Raw genomic sequence first — 15,803 nt, 5'->3', positions numbered from 1 at the left:
CGTCTGGAGCCCCTCCGATGCCGGCCAGCACCACCACCGCCCCCGCCGTCCTGAGCGCCAAGGCCCTGCTCCTGGACATGGACGGCACCATCGTCAACTCGGACGCGGTGGTCGAGCGCTGCTGGCACGACTGGGCCGTGGCCCACGGCCTGGATCCGGAGGAAGCCCTCAAGGTGGTCCACGGCCGCCAGGGCTACGCCACGATGGCGATCCTCCTCCCGGACCGCCCGATGGAGGAGAACCTCGCCGAGAACGCGGTGATGCTCGCCCGCGAGACCGCCGACACCGAGGGCGTGGTCCCGATCGGCGGCGCTCCCGCCTTCATGGCCGCCCTCAGCACCCTCCCGCACGCCCTGGTCACCTCCGCCGACGCGGCCCTGGCCACGGCCCGGATGACGGCCGCCGCCCTGCCGATGCCCGAGGTCCGGGTCACCGCCGAGTCCGTGCAGGCCAGCAAGCCCGACCCGGAGGGCTTCCTGATGGGCGCCGCCGCCCTCGGCGTGGACCCGGCCGACTGCATCGTCTTCGAGGACTCCGCCGCCGGCATCGCCGCGGGCCAGGCCGCGGGCATGCGGGTCATCGGCGTCGGCCCCCGCGCCGCCGCTCACGGCCCCACCGCCCACGTCCTCGACCTCACCGCCGTCGCCGTCACCACCTCCCCCGACGACTCCATCACCCTCACCCTCGAAACGGCCTGACCAAGCCCACCCACCGGACGGCCAACAGCCCGCAGGACGGCCCCCGGGGACAACCGGACAGGCGGCCTTCTCGGAGCAACCCGAGAGGCGACCCACCCCGGGACAACCGACCAGACGCCCCGCTCCAGACAACCTGGCGGATGGCCTCTCCGGGCAACCCGACCGGCACCCCACCCGGGGACAACCGGACGAACGGCCTGCTCGGACAATCCTCCAGACGGCCCACCCCATGGCGGCCCCACCCCACGACGGTCAGGTTCAGGGTCGCGGCGGCCCGCGGCGCCCGAAAGGCGGCCGGACCGAGATGCCCCAAACCTGGTGGCCAGATCCGGCAGCCAATCCAGGCAGCCACCCCCCAAGGCGCCAGGCGCAGCAGCCCGCCCCGGCCAGGTAGGCCCCCGCCACCTAACTCACCCCGCCCACCCCAGCCGCGCAACCCCCGGCCGCCGAACTCGCCCAACCCACCCCGGTCAGGCAAGCCCCGGCTGCCGAACTTGCCCCGCCCACCCCAGCCGGGCAGGCTCCGGCCGCCGAACTCGCCCCGCCCGCCCAGACGGACCAGCCCTCAGCAGCCGGACGCACTCCAAGCGACGTGCGCCGAGGCGGACCGACCCACCAAGCACACCGGGCCACCCGCCGGCCAGGCCCCGCCCCGCCTTCGGGCTCACCCAGAGGCAGACCGGGCCCACCCGGCCAAGCACCACCCCCGCCCCCGCCTTGCGGACCTGCCCACCCCAGAGTCAGATCCGGGCCACCAGCCCCGAGCGGCCAAACTCGCCCCGCCCGCCCTAGGGGGTGTCCGAACCTCGACAGCCGGACGCGCACCGACCCAACCGCCCTGCCCGAGCATCCCCAACCCAGCCAGCGCACCCAGGCCCACCCGCCCGGCCGAGCCCCATCAGCCGAGCCCCTCCCCACCCTTCGGGCCCACCTCCACGGGCACGACCAGCCAGGCCAAGCCGAACCCACTCGGCCGCCCCACCCCGCGGCCCACCGCAAGGGCCACCCCGAGTCCCGGGCTCAGGCGACGCAGAACTCGTTCCCCTCGGGGTCCTGCATCACCACCGCGTAGTGCGTCTCCAACTCGTCCAGCACGCGCAGCACAGTCGCCCCCGCACCGGTGAGCCGCTCCACCGTCTCGTCGACCCGCCGCCTCCGGAGCCCCATCGGAACCCCGCGCCCACCGCTGACCTTCAGATCCAGGTGCATCCGGTTCTTGCCGGCCTTGGGCTCCGGGACCTGCTGGAACCACACCCGGGGCCCCCGCCCGGACGGATCCACGATCGACTCCGGCAACTCCCCCACCCCCTCGGGCAGCTCCTCCGCCGGCACCCCCATGCCCTCCCAGTACGCCCGCCAGGTCGCATGCCCGTCCGGCGCCGGCTCCGGCACGTAACCGAGCGCTTCGACCCAGAACGTCACCATCACCCCCGGATCGGCGCAGTCGATCGTCAGTTGCAAGGTGGTCTCCATGACCTCACCCTCGCAGGAAGGTCTGACAACGGGAGGTACGGTCGACCGTGGCGCACCGGATCGCCGGATCACCGGAGTACGCAGGCCGAGAGCGTGACCACGGGGGAAACGTCATGACCGAACTGATCGTCCTTTTCAGCCTGATGGGGCTCGCAGCGCTGTACCTCATCGCCAAGGTTCTACGCCGGGAGAACCGCCGCCGCTCGGTGGCGTCGGAGGGAATCCTGATCGAGCTGCAGCGCACCGAGCAACTCCGCAAGGACCGGATCACCTACCACTCCAACGCGGTCCACAACAACCCCTTCACCACCGGACTCTGATTCCAGATCACGGCGCCGCCCCCGGAACGACCGGGCGCGGCGCCGTTGCCATGCCCACTCCCGCCACCACCTTCACCACCACCGAGACGAGCACAGAAGCAGGCCCCGGATCAGACCCTGCCCCCGCCCCAGACCCGGACCCGGGCCCCGAACCAGACCCGGGCCTCGATCCGGACGCGGAACATTAGCCCCACCCCCACCCAACCCACCCCGGAACCCCAACTCCCCCCACCCCCAGGCCCGTCACCAACCTCGCCATGACATGCTCATGCCTCCAGACTGTCACTTCGCGCCCATCCCCCCGAAACCCGGCGCGGCCAGCATGGCCACGCCGCACCACACGCCCACACCACACACCCGCACCCGCACCCGCACCCGCACCCGCACGCTCAGCGCCTCCCGCGCCCACCACCCCTGCCCCCACCCAGGAGCCCCCATGTCCTCCACGCCCTCCAGGACTTCCACGCCCTCCGTCTACGCGCGTCGACTCGGCACGCTCGCCTCCATACTCGCGGCAGCCTCCCTGACCACCCTCCTCAGCGCCCCCACCGCCGCCGCCTCCCCTCCCACCCCCATCAGCGCCGCGGCCGCCCGCTCGTACCTCGCCACCGTCACCCCGAAGACCGAAGGCTCCACCAGCGGTTACAGCCGCGACCTCTTCCCCCACTGGAGCACCGTCTCCGGTACCTGCAACACCCGCGAGACCGTCCTCAAGCGCGACGGTTCGGGCGTGGTCCAGGACTCCGCCTGCGCGGCCGTCAGCGGCAGTTGGTACTCCGAGTACGACGGCGCCACCTGGACGGCCGCCTCCGACATCGACATCGACCACATGGTCCCCCTCGCCGAGGCCTGGCGGTCCGGCGCCAACTCCTGGACCACCGCCAAGCGCCAGCAGTTCGCCAACGACCTCACGCGCCCCCAGCTCATCGCGGTCACCGACAACGTGAACCAGGCCAAGGGCGACCTCGACCCCGGCAAGTGGCTGCCGCCGCGCACCGCCTACCGCTGCACGTACGCGCGCATGTGGGTCGAGGTCAAGCAGTACTGGGCCCTGAGCATGGACTCAACGGAGAAGACGGCCCTGGTCAACGTCCTCAACGCCTGCTGACGCCCCACGCACGCCCATTCCGCCCCACCCCGCCCCACCCCTGGCCATGGATCTTTCCCCCGCCAGGGGGAGGTGGACCACCCCCTCCCCGTCGTACGGTGATCGAACGGCAACGCCGGACGAACGCCGGACGAAGGAGGGGGAGTTACATGGGGGCATTGCGCCTGGGACCACTGCTGCGCCACGTCGACTGGGACGCGGGCGACTCCGCCACGCTGTGGATCGAGGCGGACCGCCCGTGCACCGCCGAGGTGCGGTGCGCCGACGGTTCCGGCGGGAGCGTCCACACCTTCCAGATAGCCGGCCACCACTACGCCCTGATCACCGTCACCGGCCTCACCCCGGACTCCACCACGGCCTACGAGGTCCTCCTCGACGGCCTGCGGGTCTGGCCGCTGCCCGACAGCCCGTTCCCCGCGAGCACCATCACCACCCCGCCCGCGGGACGGCGCGGCTCCACGACCGCTCCCGACCTGCGCCTGACCTTCGGCTCCTGCCGCCAGGCCGCCCCGCCGGCCGACCGGCGCGGACCGCACGGCCCCGACGCGCTCGACACCCTCGCCGCCGATCTGGCCGCCGACCCGGCGGCGGTGCGGCCCGACGTCCTGCTCCTCCTCGGCGACCAGGTGTACGCGGACCAGCTCTCCCGCTCCACCCGCCAGTGGCTGGCGGCCCGGCGGGACCTCCGCGAGGCCCCCGGCGCCCAGGTCGCGGACTTCGAGGAGTACACCCGGCTCTACTACGAGTCCTGGCTCGATCCGGAGATCCGCTGGCTGCTCTCCACCGTCCCCAGCCTGCACATGTTCGACGACCACGACGTCATCGACGACTGGAACACCAGCGCCGCGTGGCTGGCGGAGATGCGCGCCACCCCGTGGTGGCAGGAGCGGGTGGTCAGCGGCCTCATGACCTACTGGGTGTACCAGCACCTCGGCAACCTCTCCCCCGCCGAGCTGGCGGCCGACCCCGTGTTCGAGGCGGTACGGGCGACCCCCGACGGCACCGACGTGCTACGGGCCTTCGCCACCTCGGCGGACGCCGACCCGACCACGGTGCGCTGGAGCTACCGCCGCGACTTCGGCCGGTCCCGGCTGCTGATGGTGGACACCCGGGCCGCCCGGGTGCTCGCCGAGGACGGGCGGGCCATGCTCGACCCGGCGGAGCAGCAGTGGCTCCGCGAGAACGCCCTGGACGGACACGGGGCGTACGACCACCTCCTCATCGGCTCGTCGCTGCCCTGGCTGATGCCGCCGCTCGTGCACGACGCGGAGGTGTGGAATGCCGCGCTGTGCCGCGGGGAGCGGGGCCCGAGGTGGGCCCGGATCGGGGAGAACCTGCGCCGGCGGAGCGACCTCGAGCACTGGGCGGCGTTCCCGGCCTCGTTCGCGATGCTCAGCGACCTGATCGAGGAGGTGGGCACGGGCCCGCGGGCGCCGGCGACGGTGTGCGTGCTCTCGGGAGACGTGCACCACGCGTATGTGGCCGAGCCCCGAATACCCAGCACGGCGCAGGTGTTCCAGCTGACGTGCTCCCCGGTCCACAACTCCATCCACACCGCCGTGAAATGGGGCTTCCGGCTGGGCTGGTCACGACTCGGCCGGTGGCTGGGCCGGGGTTTCTCCCGGCACGGCCGGACGGGCCGGCCTCCGCTGAGCTGGCGGCGTACGGGCGGCCCGTTCTTCGGCAACCAGCTCATGACGCTCGCGCTGTCGGGGCGCTCGGCGCGGCTGCGCCTGGACCAGGCCCGCAAGGGGCCCCGCCTGGTGACGGTCCTGGACCGCGACCTCACGCCGCCGCGCTGACGCACGGCGGGGCGACCCGTCACGCCGGAGCACCGACCCGGGCGTCCGGTCCGTGGACACCCGGCGTACGCTGTTCCGCTGTCAGCCGCCCCTGCCGCTCCCCGCGACGTCGCGGCGCCTCACGCCGAGGCACGTCAACCGGACTGGGGAGTCCCGTTTTGCTTGAGACTCTGGGCTCGATGACTTCGAGCCCGTGGATCTACGCCCTCGTGGCGCTGTCCATCCTGCTCGACGTGTTCCTCCCGGTGCTGCCGAGCGGGGTGCTGGTGGTCACCGCTGCGGCGGCGGCCGCTGCGGCAGCCGGAGCGGCGGGACCCGTGCCCGTGCAGTCCCAGGTGCCGGACATCCTGGCGCTGCTGGTGACGGCCGTCACCGCCTCGGTACTGGGTGACATGGCCGCGTACCGGCTGGCCCGCCGGGGCGGGGCCCGCCTCGACCGCGCCATCGCCCGTTCCCGCCGGCTCACCCGGGCCCACGAGCGCCTCGGCACCGCTCTCGCGCGCGGCGGCGGCGCCCTGGTGGTGATCGCCCGCTTCGCCCCGGCCGGCCGCTCGGTGGTCTCCCTCGGCGCGGGCAAGACCCACCGCAAGGTCCGGGAGTTCCTGCCCTGGTCGGTCCTGGCCGCCATCACCTGGGCCGGCTACAGCATCGCCCTCGGCTACTTCGGCACCCAGTGGCTGGGCACCACCTGGCTCGGCACCGCGATCTCCCTGATCGCCCTCTTCGCAGCAGGCTCCCTGGCAGCCTTCGTAGTCCGCCGCCCCACCCCGACCCCCACCGCCACCACCTGACCCACCGCGCCGCCAGCCGCTGCACCAACCACCGCCAGCCCCGAAGCACGCCCCGCCCTGCCCGCCCACGGAACGACGCGCCTCACCGCAGCCACCGCCGACACCCCACCCCACACGTGTGCCTGTCGTGCTGCCCCCGACCGGTCCACACTCACCCCTCCCGCCCACACCCCGGCCGGTCCGCGCCCACCACTCCCGCCCACACCTCGGCCAGACCCGACCGGCCCGCACTCGCACCATCGGCCCAGACCCGGACCGGTCCCCCACTCGCACCATCGGCCCGGCCCCCGACCGGCCCTCACTCCCCCCTCCGGCCCGACCCCCGGCCGTCCCAGACCCCGGCCGCCCGCCGCGCCCCTCCAGCCCGGCCTCCCCGACCGGCCCGCGCCCACCCCGCCAGCCAACCGAGCGGCCAGCCCGCGGCTCACCCCTTCGGCCCGGCACCACGCCCTCGACGGCCCCCTCGGGATCCCGGGCCCAGGGCCCGACCGCCCCCACCGCCCCACCCACTACTCCCGCCTCCCCAGCGGATCGGTAGCTCAGCCGTTCACCCCGCAGCGATCGCCACGGCCATGCACCCCCGCGCCACCCAGCCGCCCAGCCGCCCAGCCCCGGCTCACCCCTCCGCCCGGGCATCACGCCCTCTACGCACCCCTCGGGATCCCGGGCCCAGGGCCCGACCGCCCCACCCACTCCTCCCGCCTCCCCAGCGGATCGGTAGCTCAGCCGTTCACCCCGCAGCGATCGCCACGGCCATGCACCCCCGTGCAACCCAGCCACCCAGCCCCGGCTCACCCCTCCGCCCGGGCACCACGCCCGGCCCGCCCGCGCCGCCCCACCCGCTCCTTCCGCCGCCCCCGGCGGGACCGGCGGGACCGGCGGGACCGGCGGGACCGGCGGGACCGGCGGCTCAGCCGTTCACCCGCAGCAATTTCCACGGCGGTGCACCCCGGGACCACCCCCGGCTCACTCCTACGCCCCGGCCTCACGCCGTCGGCGCGCCGCCTCGGTGCCCCGGGCACGAGGCCCGAACCGGACCCCGCTCCCTCGTCCATTCCTCCCCGCCGCTCCTCCCCGCCGCCTCCCCGGTGGACCGGTAGCTCAGCCATTCGCCCCGCAGCGGTCCCCGCGGCCACGCACCCCGGGCCAGCCCGGGGCCGGCCCCACCCCGATCCCCCCCGACTCCCTCGCCCGCAACCCGGTTCCGGCCCCACCCGCTCCGCCCCACCTCCCCCGGGCGGAGCAGTGGCTCACCCGTTCACCCGGCAGCGATCGCCCCGGCCGCGCCGGGCTCCTAGCGTCCAGAGAACGGTGCGCACCCGAATCCGCGCCGCGCAGTTCCCGGAGCCCGAGGAGTCCTCTCCATGCCCGCCACCCCCCACAGCCCCCGCCGGTACCGCCCCCTCCCCCGCCTGCTCGCCGTCGCCGCGGCGACCGTCGCCTTCGCCGCAGGCGCGCCGCCGACCCTCGCCCAGGCCCAGCCCTCCGGCAGCGTCTCCCCGACCAACGTCGCCCCCGGGGACCGGGTCAGCCTCAACGTCACCGGCTGCGGCACCCGCACCGGCAAGGCCACCTCCCGCGCCTTCGGCGACGTCTGGCTGACCCCAGGCAACGCCGAGGCCACCAACCTCTTCGGCTCCGCCACCACCTCCCGGAACATCAGCGCCGGCTCACATCCCGTCACCTTCGAGTGCGGCGGCCCAGGCGGCGAACGCGTCACCGTGGCGCTGAACATCACCCCGGGCGCCGCCCGCGGCGGACTCGGCGGCAGCGTCGACTCCATGAGCCCGGGCCAGATCGCCATCGGCGGCGCCCTCGTAGCCGGTGCGCTGGGTGCCGGCGCCTGGATCCTGCGCCGCCGCACGGGCCACGCCTCCTGACCCGACCCGCCGCCCCACCCGCCGCGCCCCACCCCGAACCCGTACTCCCCCTCCCCCTCCCTCCCCCCGACGGGAGTGGCCGATGGTCCCGCCGCACTCGGGACCTTCCCCACTCCCGCCCGGAGCCCCCTCCCGCAAGGCTGAGTCCACGCACCGCTGCCCCTCAAGGAGCCCGCCATGGACCAGAGCCCGCGCCCCGTGATCGCCGCCGTAGACGGCTCCGCGAACGGCAACCGGGCCCTGGAATGGGCCATCTCCCAAGCGCTGATGGCCTCCACCCCGCTGCGCATCGTGCACGCCCGCCTCTACATGAACACCATCGGTGCAGCCCTGTCCGGCGCCTTCACCGAGCCGGGCCTCGACGACGACCCCGTACTGATCCGGGTCCGCGAGGCACTCGACGGCCGCGCCGGCCTCCCCCCGATCGAGTACGCCTCGCACCCCGGCGCCCCCGACCAGGTACTCCCACGGCTGGGCGAGGACGCCCAGGTGATGGTCCTCGGCTCACGCGGCCGCGGCGGCTTCGCCAGCCTGCTCCTCGGCTCGAACGGCATCGCCTGCGCGAGCCGGGCCGCCTGCCCCGTGGTGGTCGTCCCGCGCGCCGAGCCGCCCCTGCACGACCCGTACGGTCAGGTCGTACTCGGCCTCAACAGCGCGGCCCCCGACGCGAGCACCACCTCCTTCGCCTTCCGCGAGGCGGCCCGGCGCGGGGCCCGGCTCCAGGTCGTCGTCGCGCACGCCTGGCCCGGCCGGACCTTCACCGCCGCTGGCGCCATCGCCTCGGCTGCGCACGAGGAGACCGCCAACGCCCACGAGGTCACGGCCCTGTCCGCCGCGCACCTGCGCCCGTACGCCGAGCAGTACCCGGAGGTGGAGATCGAGCAGCTGTCGGCGCCCGGCGACGCGGCCGGCCACCTGGTCGCCGCCTCCCAGGCCGCGGACCTGATCGTCCTCGGCCGCCACCGCAAGCGCCCGCTCTCCCCGCGCCTGGGCTCCGTCACCAACGCGGTACTGCTCCACACCGGCTGCCCGGTCGCGGTGGTCCCCCTGGAGGAGGACGCCGTCCCGGCAGCCGCCTGACGTCCGCCCGGCACCCCTCACCCGGCCGCGGCCGCCCCCGCCCCCCTGACGTGAAGCCCGTCCAGCAGGTCCCTCGTCGCCTCCGCGACCGCGTCGACGGCGGCGTCGAAGACCTCCTGGTTGTGCGCGGCCGGCGCCCTGAAGCCGGACACCTTCCGCACGAACTGCAGGGCGGCGGCCCGGATCTCCTCCTCGGTCGCCTTCTCCGGAATGGCGGGCGGACGCAACGTCTTGATCGATCGGCACATACCTCCACTATCCCGCCCCACGAATACCACCACAGCAACAACAACATGAAAGGGATCCGAGCCCCCCGTTCCGGCCGTCCGTCCCGCTGATCGCCTCCTTCGCTCTGCAAGCTCACCCAGGCGCCCCGCACCGACCGATCCGAGGTCGTGAACCCCCTGCATGACCACCCGGAACCGTCAGTGTGCACCCGCGTTGATGTCACCCATGGACGTCAGAGGCCACTCACCACCAGCCCCATTTCTTCTTCCGCGGCCCCTGCATCTTGGCCTTGGCTTGCTTTGCCTCCGCCTGCGCGTTCCCCTGTCGAGTCCAGCGCCCCTGGTGCTTGGCGCACTGGCCGCTCCCGACGATCGCCTTGTTTCGACACCGACCTCCGCGCTTGGTCACCGCGCCGCACCTCGGTTGCGTCGCCCCGCCCCGCCCCGTCCCTCCCGCTCGCGGTTCGACCAGGCCGAACCGGCGCGAAGCCCGCTCGGCTCCCCGCCACTGGCTGAGATCTTGGGGCAAGTTGCAGGATATCGGACAGGCCTCCATGATGTCTGGGTGTCCCATTCATTCTGGAGTGAACTGATCAGCATAATTCCAGAAACCATGTGGGTGGCATTCGCCACCCTTGCCTTTCTGACACTTCGGAAGCCGATCATTCGGCGCTTCCTCGACCGCCCCAGAGAGAGCATGGAGACGACTGTCGGCGGGGGAGGCGGGAAGGGAGAAATCCGGCGATGGGATCACGCGGCAGAATCCCTACGCGGTGGCAGAATCCTCTGGGTTGACGATAACCCTCCAGGGAACAGCGAACTGATCAAACTGTTCCGCTCGGCTGGCATGACCGTAGACACGGCCCCGTCAACCGAGGATGCCCTTGCGTACGTAGAGCAGGGTGGATACGACATCATCCTCAGTGACATAAAGCGGAATGGCGACCCGCAGGCAGGAATCAAGATGCTGCGGGAACTGGAGCTTCATAAGATCCCGACCCCAGTGGTAATTTACGCGATGTCATTCAATCCGGAGCTGGGTGTCGACCGCCGGATCTTTGGAGGCACGAACGATCCTCGCGACGTTGTTCACTATGTGATCGACCTAATGGAGCGGGCCAGAATGAGTCTTGGATGACCATTCTCGCCGTTAAGTGCCATTAGCGTGATGTCGGAGCGCACGCGGCACAAGGTCGGCAGAGCGGCTTTGTCCTGTGCCATGCCCGGGTTGGGGTCGAGCCTGATTAGGGGGCCGCACGCTGGTCGGCAACTCGGCCAGCCCTTGGGCCTGACCGTTCCCATTGGCTTCGGGGCGCGATGTCAGGGGGCGGCATGGGCGAGCTGAAGGTTTCACGGTGGCGCAAGCCTGGTCATGACCGGTGGTACGTGAACCTCCCGGATGGGACCGCCGTCGCGTGGGCGGACGTTCGGACCGGCAAGGTGACCATATTGGTGGAGGAGCGGCGGGCTGAGGCGGTGGCCGTGCTTCGGGCTCACTTCGCCGAGCAGCCCAAGGTGCCGGAGCAGCCGGGCAAGTCGCCCGAGCCGGAGGCGCCTCCACGCCGCCCGGATGGAGCGCGGGCGCGGGTCGTGGCGGAGCTTCCTGTGCTGACCAAGGAGAACGATCTAGCCCGGAACCGGCCCGGGGCTGAGGTGCGCGACCTGCTGGCGGCTCAGGGGCCCAGGCCGGTGGAGCCGGTGGTCAACCGGTTGTTGCGAAGGAAGAACCGGTGGGACTCGTGGTCCAGGGGCCTGGTCGGTGAGCGGAAGACCGGCGCCGAGCTCGGGCGGCTGACCCGGCACGGGTGGAAGGTGTTGCACTCGATCCGGCTCTCACGCGGAGGGGACGTAGACCACCTGCTCATCGGGCCTGGCGGGGTGTTCACGATCAACACCAAGAACCTGCAAGGGAAGTCCGTGTGGATCGGTGACGACGTGGTCAAGGTGGACCACGGCCCGGCCCGCCCGTACCCGGCCAAGAGTCGGGCCGAAGCGAAGTACGTGCGCGGGGTGCTGGAGCGCTACTGCGCCTTTCCCGTTCCGGTCGAGCCCGTGCTCGTCTTCGTCGGCGCGCAGGACTTGCCTCGGGTCCCGACTCAGCTCGGTGTCCGGATCTACCGGGAGCGGGAGGTCTCCGTCCTGGGGCCGCTCACCGGCAAGCTCACGCACGAGCAGGTCGAGGCCGTCTACGCCGTGGCCCGGCATCGCGGAGCCCGGCTGGGTTCGTAGGTCGGCCGGCTACGAGGATGAGGTCGCGTACGACTGCCCCGGCGGCTACGTGGGTGTGGGGACCTCTCGGGAGCGAGTTCCTCGGCGCGCAGGAAGCTGTCCAAGGCGTCTCCGAAGTGGCGTCGTTGGGCGTGGGACGGCCGAGGTCCACGAGGAGGCGGGCCTGGCCCTACGAACCCTCGCCGAGGCGGATCCGTGGCGCTCCCCCAGCGTCGGCACAGGGTGCGGCAGGCCGTCGTGCGCGAGGCGGTCGGGCTCGTGGATCGGCTGCTCGGGACCCGCCGCGCGGTCGTTCCCGGCCGTCCCCGTTGGTGTCGGATGGGGACGTCGAAGGCCCCCAACCATGATCGGTTGGGGGCCTTTGTGCTGGTGGGCGCGGACGGTTTCGAACCGCCGACATCTGCTTTGTAAGAGCAGCGCTCTACCCCTGAGCTACGCACCCGTGGATGAGTGGACAGCCTACATGCAGGGCACACCCCCCACGCAAACCCGTTCCTGTGGGGGAGAATGGACCGGGGCAGGGGACATGCGGACCGGGTACGGGAGAGGCGACTGTGACGACGGCACCCCGGCGGTGGTTCGGCGGCGGGCGGGACGAGAGTCGGCGGGCGGACGCGCAGGCGGCGAAGGACGCTGCCGCGGCGGCGTTCTACGAGCTGGACACCGCGCAGCGGGATCTGCGGATCTCGATCGAGACGATCGCGGCCGCGGACGGGTCGCCGGAGGCGCGTCGGGTCGGTGAGGGGTTCGCCGCGCTCGGGCAGCGGATCGACCAGGTGAGTCATGTCTATATCGATGCCGTCGACGCGCACGATCTCGATCGGGTGGAGTTGGATGCGTCCGCCGCGACGCGCGCCCGGGACGAGCTGACGCGGGCCAAGGAAGAGCTGGTACGGGTCAAGGGCGAGCTCGACCGGTTCGCACACGGGCTGCAGCCGCTGCTGGACCGGGCCGAGACCCAGCTGGCCCGGGTGGCGCCCGCACGGGAGCGGGCCAGGGCCGCGCTGCTCGCGGCGAGCACGGCGCTGGACGAGGTGCGCGGCAAGGGGATCCGGGCCGACGACCTGGCCGCCCGGCTGGCCGCGCTCGGGCCGGAGCTGACCAAGCTGAACCAGGGCGCCGCGCAGCACGGCGTGCAGGAGACCGTGCAGCGCGCCGACCGGATCCTGCGCGACGCCGAGGGGATACGGGCCGAGGCGGCGCGGCTCCCGGAGCGGGCCGCGGAGATCGACCGGCGGCTGGTGAGCCTGCGGACCCGGGCGCAGGCCCTGCGCAACCGGGCGGACCGGGTGGATCCGGTGCTCAGCGAGCTGCGCCGGCGTTTCAGCGCGGCCTGCTGGCAGGACCTCCAGCAGGTCCCGGAGCAGGCGGTACGGGACGTCGCGCAGGCGGAGGACCGGCTCGCGGAGGCCGGCCGGGCCCGCGACCAGCAGCAGTGGGCCGTCGTGGCGGCCCTGGTCGAGGCGGTGCGGGCTTCGCTGGACGCCACCGACGAGGCGGTGTCGGCGGCGCAGGACCGGCTGACCCGGCTGGAGGCGGTGGCACGGGATCCGCAGGCGGAGGTGCAGCGGACCCGGTTCGCGATCCGGGACGCGCAGCGCCTGGCGATGGAGGGCCGTACGGTCCCCGAGGCCCGGCACGCGCGCCCGCTCGACGACGCGGTGGCCCGGGTCGCCCGGGCGCTGTCCGCGCTGGAGGACCGCCACCCCGACTACTGGGCCTTCCTCCAGGAGATGGAGGCCGTACGGTCGTCCGTGCAGCGGGTCGTGACGGACATCCGGACCGAGCGCGGCCACGCCTGAGGGGGTTCCCGGTCCGGACTTGTCCGGGTGGGGGCACCGGCGGATGCTGGAGGGGCCACGAACGGAGCAGAGGAGGGCGCCATGGCCGCCCACGCTTCTCAGGGACACCACCACAGGACTCACGGACTGCGCAGGCCGCACAGACCCCGTTGGTCCCGGGCTTCCCGTTCGCCCCAGGCGTCTTCCGTGCCCCATGCGCCGCAGGAGTCGTACGCGCCACACGCCCTCTACGGGTGCCACGAGCCCCATGAGCACTACGCGCCCTACGTGGCCCACGAGCCGTACGCGACGGCGGCACCGCCCCGGAGCTCCCCCGGGATCCTGTACCGCATGATGCGTCCCGTGAACGCGAGCCTCGACGAGCACCTGCCCGGAGATCACCGGCTCAGCAAGGTCTACCGGGTCGGCGCCGGGCTGACCGGACTCCTGCTGGTGGCCTTCGGGATCCTCGGGCTCATCGACCGGATCGGGTTCTTCGACACCGGCGGGGACACCGTGCTCGCGCTGAACACCAACGGCGCGCTGAGCGTGCTGTCGATCTGCATCGGGCTGTTGCTGTTCATCGGGATGGTCATCGGCGGCACGTTCGCCTCGACGCTCAACATCGTGCTGGGCGTGCTGTTCATCGCGAGCGGGTTCGTGAACCTCGCGCTGCTCGACACCAAGATGAACTTCCTGGCCTTCCACATCCCCAACGTGCTGTTCAGCTTCGTGGTCGGCGTGATGCTGATGTGGTTCGGGATGTACGGGCGGGTGGGCAGCGCCCTGCCGCACGACAACCCGTACTGGCGCGCCCGCCACCCCGAGCAGGCGGCTCGGGAGCAGCGGGCACGTACGAGCGCGAGCGGGAGGCCGCCCGTCGGCAGGCCTGCATAGGCGCGGTGAGGCCTGCGTAGGCGCGGTGCGACGGCCTACGCCTCGATGCGTTCGACCTTGTCCACGAGGAAGAGGAAGGACAGGGCGCCGCCGATCGTGATGCCGCCGATCAGCATCAGCGGGAGGGCGAAGGAGCCGTCGCCGCCGCCGATCATGTAGCCGATGACGATCGGTACGACGATGCCGGCGAGGTTGCCGAAGACGTTGAAGACCTCCAGGCGAAGCCCGAGAAGAGCCAGCCCATCGTCTCGGGCGAGATGCCGAGGTCCCTGGAGACGTCCGGCGCCACGATCGACGCTGCGGTCCAGCTAGTTGATGGCGGTACTGACGAAGAGCACGGCGAGGATCGCGAAGCGGTACTTGCCGATCCGGCGCTTCGGCAGGCCGGACGACGGGGCGGACGGGCCGGGCACCGGTGCCCGGCCGCGTGGTCGCGGCGGCCGGGTCGTGGCTGAGGGGCATCGGTGTCCCCCGGGGGCTTGTGAGGAGCGCCCAGCAGCGCGGAGAAGCTGCGCGGAGCGGCCGGAATCAGATGTTCCGGTAGTGCGACTCGATAATTGCTAATTAACGATTACTTGTGCAAGTCTTTGCCTTGCCGGGGGGCACGTAGGGGAGCAAGTAGGGACCAAAGCCCCGACGGGGAGAGGGGAAACCGGAATGGGCAGCAGCGAGGCCGCGTACGCCGGCCGCGGGGTCCACAAGGCGGCGGTGGAAGAGCTGGCCCGCCGGATCTTCGACGGCACGTACGACGAGGGGGCCACCCTCGACCTCCCCCTCCTGATGGAGGAGCTCGACGTCAGCCAGACGGTGCTCCGCGAAGCCATCAAGGTGCTCATGGCCAAGGGGCTGGTCGACGCCCGGCAGAAGCGCGGCACCTTCGTGCGCCCGCGCACCGACTGGAACCTCTTCGACGCCGACGTGCTGCGCTGGAAGCTCGCGGCCGGCGCGCCCGACTGCTTCTTCTCGGACCTGCTCGAACTGCGCCGCTCGATCGAGCCGGCCGCCGCCGCGCTGGCCGCCGTACGGGCCACCGAGCAGGACCTCGCCGCACTGGACGCGGCGCTGACCGCGATGGCGGCGAGCGACTCCGACCCGATGCCGCACGTGCGGGCGGACGCCTCGTTCCACCTGGCGCTGCTGACCGCCTCGCACAACCTGTTCTTCGCTCAGATGTACCGGGTGATCATCCCGGCCCTCGTGGAGCGCGACCGCGCGGTGCACAAGGGGGACTTCGAGCACCCGCACGCGGTGCACCGGGCCGTGGTCGACCAGGTCCGGGCCGGGAACCCGGACGGGGCGCAGCGGGCCGTGCTCGACCTCCTCGACATGGCGCAGCGCGACCACCCGTAGGACCCCAAGGACCCGTAAGACCGCAGGACCCGTAAGACCCGTAAGACCCGTAGGACCCGGGGTATCGGCCGGCGCCCGCAGCGCCGTCCGCCGCCCCGGCACTACCGCAGATCAGATCCCCTCCTGCCACCCCACAAGGAGAGGACACCGTCAGCCGTGAAGATCAC

General features: G+C 72.6%; 14 protein-coding genes and 1 tRNA gene. 12 read left to right on the top strand and 3 right to left on the bottom strand.

Annotated elements, in window-relative coordinates; genetic code table 11:
• Positions 1 to 17 precede the first annotated feature (17 nt).
• Entirely contained in the window at positions 18 to 698 is a 681-nt protein-coding gene (locus ACE1OC_RS28120) for an HAD-IA family hydrolase (RefSeq protein ID WP_407839349.1), read from the top strand.
• A 1,020-nt stretch (positions 699 to 1,718) separates the two neighbouring features.
• Here the strand turns inward: ACE1OC_RS28120 and ACE1OC_RS28115 are convergent.
• Entirely contained in the window at positions 1,719 to 2,171 is a 453-nt protein-coding gene (locus ACE1OC_RS28115; protein ID WP_407839348.1) for a VOC family protein, read from the bottom strand.
• Positions 2,172 to 2,284: 113 nt separating this feature from the next.
• Between ACE1OC_RS28115 and ACE1OC_RS28110 the strand changes: the two genes are divergently transcribed.
• The 6 genes from ACE1OC_RS28110 to ACE1OC_RS28085 all read left to right on the top strand — a co-directional run bounded on the left by ACE1OC_RS28110 (position 2,285) and on the right by ACE1OC_RS28085 (position 9,152).
• Complete coding sequence (locus ACE1OC_RS28110) at positions 2,285 to 2,491, top strand: hypothetical protein (RefSeq protein ID WP_407839347.1); 207 nt, start codon at positions 2,285 to 2,287, stop codon at positions 2,489 to 2,491.
• Positions 2,492 to 2,927: 436 nt separating this feature from the next.
• The gene (locus ACE1OC_RS28105) at positions 2,928 to 3,599 is read left to right on the top strand and encodes an HNH endonuclease family protein (RefSeq protein ID WP_407839346.1); all 672 of its coding nucleotides are present in this window, start codon (positions 2,928 to 2,930) and stop codon (positions 3,597 to 3,599) included.
• Positions 3,600 to 3,748: 149 nt separating this feature from the next.
• The gene (locus ACE1OC_RS28100; RefSeq protein ID WP_407839345.1) at positions 3,749 to 5,401 is read left to right on the top strand and encodes an alkaline phosphatase D family protein; all 1,653 of its coding nucleotides are present in this window, start codon (positions 3,749 to 3,751) and stop codon (positions 5,399 to 5,401) included.
• A gap of 158 nt (positions 5,402 to 5,559) precedes the next feature.
• Complete coding sequence (locus ACE1OC_RS28095) at positions 5,560 to 6,192, top strand: DedA family protein (RefSeq protein WP_407839344.1); 633 nt, start codon at positions 5,560 to 5,562, stop codon at positions 6,190 to 6,192.
• Between the two features lie 1,364 nt (positions 6,193 to 7,556).
• Positions 7,557 to 8,072, top strand: a complete 516-nt coding sequence (locus ACE1OC_RS28090; protein ID WP_407839343.1) for a hypothetical protein — start codon at positions 7,557 to 7,559, stop codon at positions 8,070 to 8,072.
• Between the two features lie 177 nt (positions 8,073 to 8,249).
• Positions 8,250 to 9,152: a universal stress protein gene (locus tag ACE1OC_RS28085; protein WP_407839342.1), complete on the top strand. Its 903-nt coding sequence runs from the start codon at positions 8,250 to 8,252 to the stop codon at positions 9,150 to 9,152.
• A gap of 17 nt (positions 9,153 to 9,169) precedes the next feature.
• Here ACE1OC_RS28085 and ACE1OC_RS28080 read toward each other — a convergent pair whose 3' ends face one another.
• Positions 9,170 to 9,400, bottom strand: coding sequence for a DUF2277 domain-containing protein (locus tag ACE1OC_RS28080; protein WP_407839341.1), 231 nt, complete (start codon positions 9,398 to 9,400; stop codon positions 9,170 to 9,172).
• Positions 9,401 to 9,944: 544 nt separating this feature from the next.
• On the opposite strand from ACE1OC_RS28080, the gene ACE1OC_RS28075 reads away from it, so the two are divergent.
• Positions 9,945 to 10,517: a response regulator gene (locus tag ACE1OC_RS28075; RefSeq protein WP_407839340.1), complete on the top strand. Its 573-nt coding sequence runs from the start codon at positions 9,945 to 9,947 to the stop codon at positions 10,515 to 10,517.
• 344 nt (positions 10,518 to 10,861) lie between these two features.
• Positions 10,862 to 11,608: a nuclease-related domain-containing protein gene (locus ACE1OC_RS28070; RefSeq protein WP_407839339.1), complete on the top strand. Its 747-nt coding sequence runs from the start codon at positions 10,862 to 10,864 to the stop codon at positions 11,606 to 11,608.
• A 367-nt stretch (positions 11,609 to 11,975) separates the two neighbouring features.
• Here the strand turns inward: ACE1OC_RS28070 and ACE1OC_RS28065 are convergent.
• Positions 11,976 to 12,050: transfer RNA gene (locus ACE1OC_RS28065), tRNA-Val, on the bottom strand.
• Between the two features lie 4 nt (positions 12,051 to 12,054).
• Here ACE1OC_RS28065 and ACE1OC_RS28060 point away from each other — a divergent pair.
• The 3 genes from ACE1OC_RS28060 (at position 12,055) to ACE1OC_RS28050 (ending at position 15,636) form a co-directional block, all read left to right on the top strand.
• Positions 12,055 to 13,410: a hypothetical protein gene (locus ACE1OC_RS28060; protein WP_407839338.1), complete on the top strand. Its 1,356-nt coding sequence runs from the start codon at positions 12,055 to 12,057 to the stop codon at positions 13,408 to 13,410.
• A gap of 330 nt (positions 13,411 to 13,740) precedes the next feature.
• Positions 13,741 to 14,286 (top strand): DUF4383 domain-containing protein, encoded by a 546-nt coding sequence (locus ACE1OC_RS28055; RefSeq protein ID WP_407841701.1) that lies wholly within the window; start codon positions 13,741 to 13,743, stop codon positions 14,284 to 14,286.
• Between the two features lie 657 nt (positions 14,287 to 14,943).
• Positions 14,944 to 15,636, top strand: a complete 693-nt coding sequence (locus tag ACE1OC_RS28050; protein WP_407839337.1) for a FadR/GntR family transcriptional regulator — start codon at positions 14,944 to 14,946, stop codon at positions 15,634 to 15,636.
• The last annotated feature ends 167 nt before the right edge of the window (positions 15,637 to 15,803 follow it).

This window comes from Streptomyces stoeckheimensis (assembly GCF_045822005.1).
Lineage (GTDB): Bacteria > Actinomycetota > Actinomycetes > Streptomycetales > Streptomycetaceae > Streptomyces > Streptomyces stoeckheimensis.
Note: the sequence above shows the minus strand (reverse complement) of the source record. Positions and strands in the feature narration are given on the sequence as shown.

Bases quoted from the DNA above. Each gene is read 5' to 3' on its own strand.
- ACE1OC_RS28085 (WP_407839342.1), top strand. From the start codon at position 8,250: ATGGACCAGAGCCCGCGCCCCGTGATCGCCGCCGTAGACGGCTCCGCG.
- ACE1OC_RS28115 (WP_407839348.1), bottom strand. From the start codon at position 2,171: ATGGAGACCACCTTGCAACTGACGATCGACTGCGCCGATCCGGGGGTG.
- ACE1OC_RS28090 (WP_407839343.1), top strand. From the start codon at position 7,557: ATGCCCGCCACCCCCCACAGCCCCCGCCGGTACCGCCCCCTCCCCCGC.
- ACE1OC_RS28055 (WP_407841701.1), top strand. From the start codon at position 13,741: ATGATGCGTCCCGTGAACGCGAGCCTCGACGAGCACCTGCCCGGAGAT.
- ACE1OC_RS28100 (WP_407839345.1), top strand. From the start codon at position 3,749: ATGGGGGCATTGCGCCTGGGACCACTGCTGCGCCACGTCGACTGGGAC.
- ACE1OC_RS28110 (WP_407839347.1), top strand. From the start codon at position 2,285: ATGACCGAACTGATCGTCCTTTTCAGCCTGATGGGGCTCGCAGCGCTG.
- ACE1OC_RS28060 (WP_407839338.1), top strand. From the start codon at position 12,055: ATGAGTGGACAGCCTACATGCAGGGCACACCCCCCACGCAAACCCGTT.
- ACE1OC_RS28080 (WP_407839341.1), bottom strand. From the start codon at position 9,400: ATGTGCCGATCGATCAAGACGTTGCGTCCGCCCGCCATTCCGGAGAAG.
- ACE1OC_RS28105 (WP_407839346.1), top strand. From the start codon at position 2,928: ATGTCCTCCACGCCCTCCAGGACTTCCACGCCCTCCGTCTACGCGCGT.
- ACE1OC_RS28050 (WP_407839337.1), top strand. From the start codon at position 14,944: ATGGGCAGCAGCGAGGCCGCGTACGCCGGCCGCGGGGTCCACAAGGCG.
- ACE1OC_RS28120 (WP_407839349.1), top strand. From the start codon at position 18: ATGCCGGCCAGCACCACCACCGCCCCCGCCGTCCTGAGCGCCAAGGCC.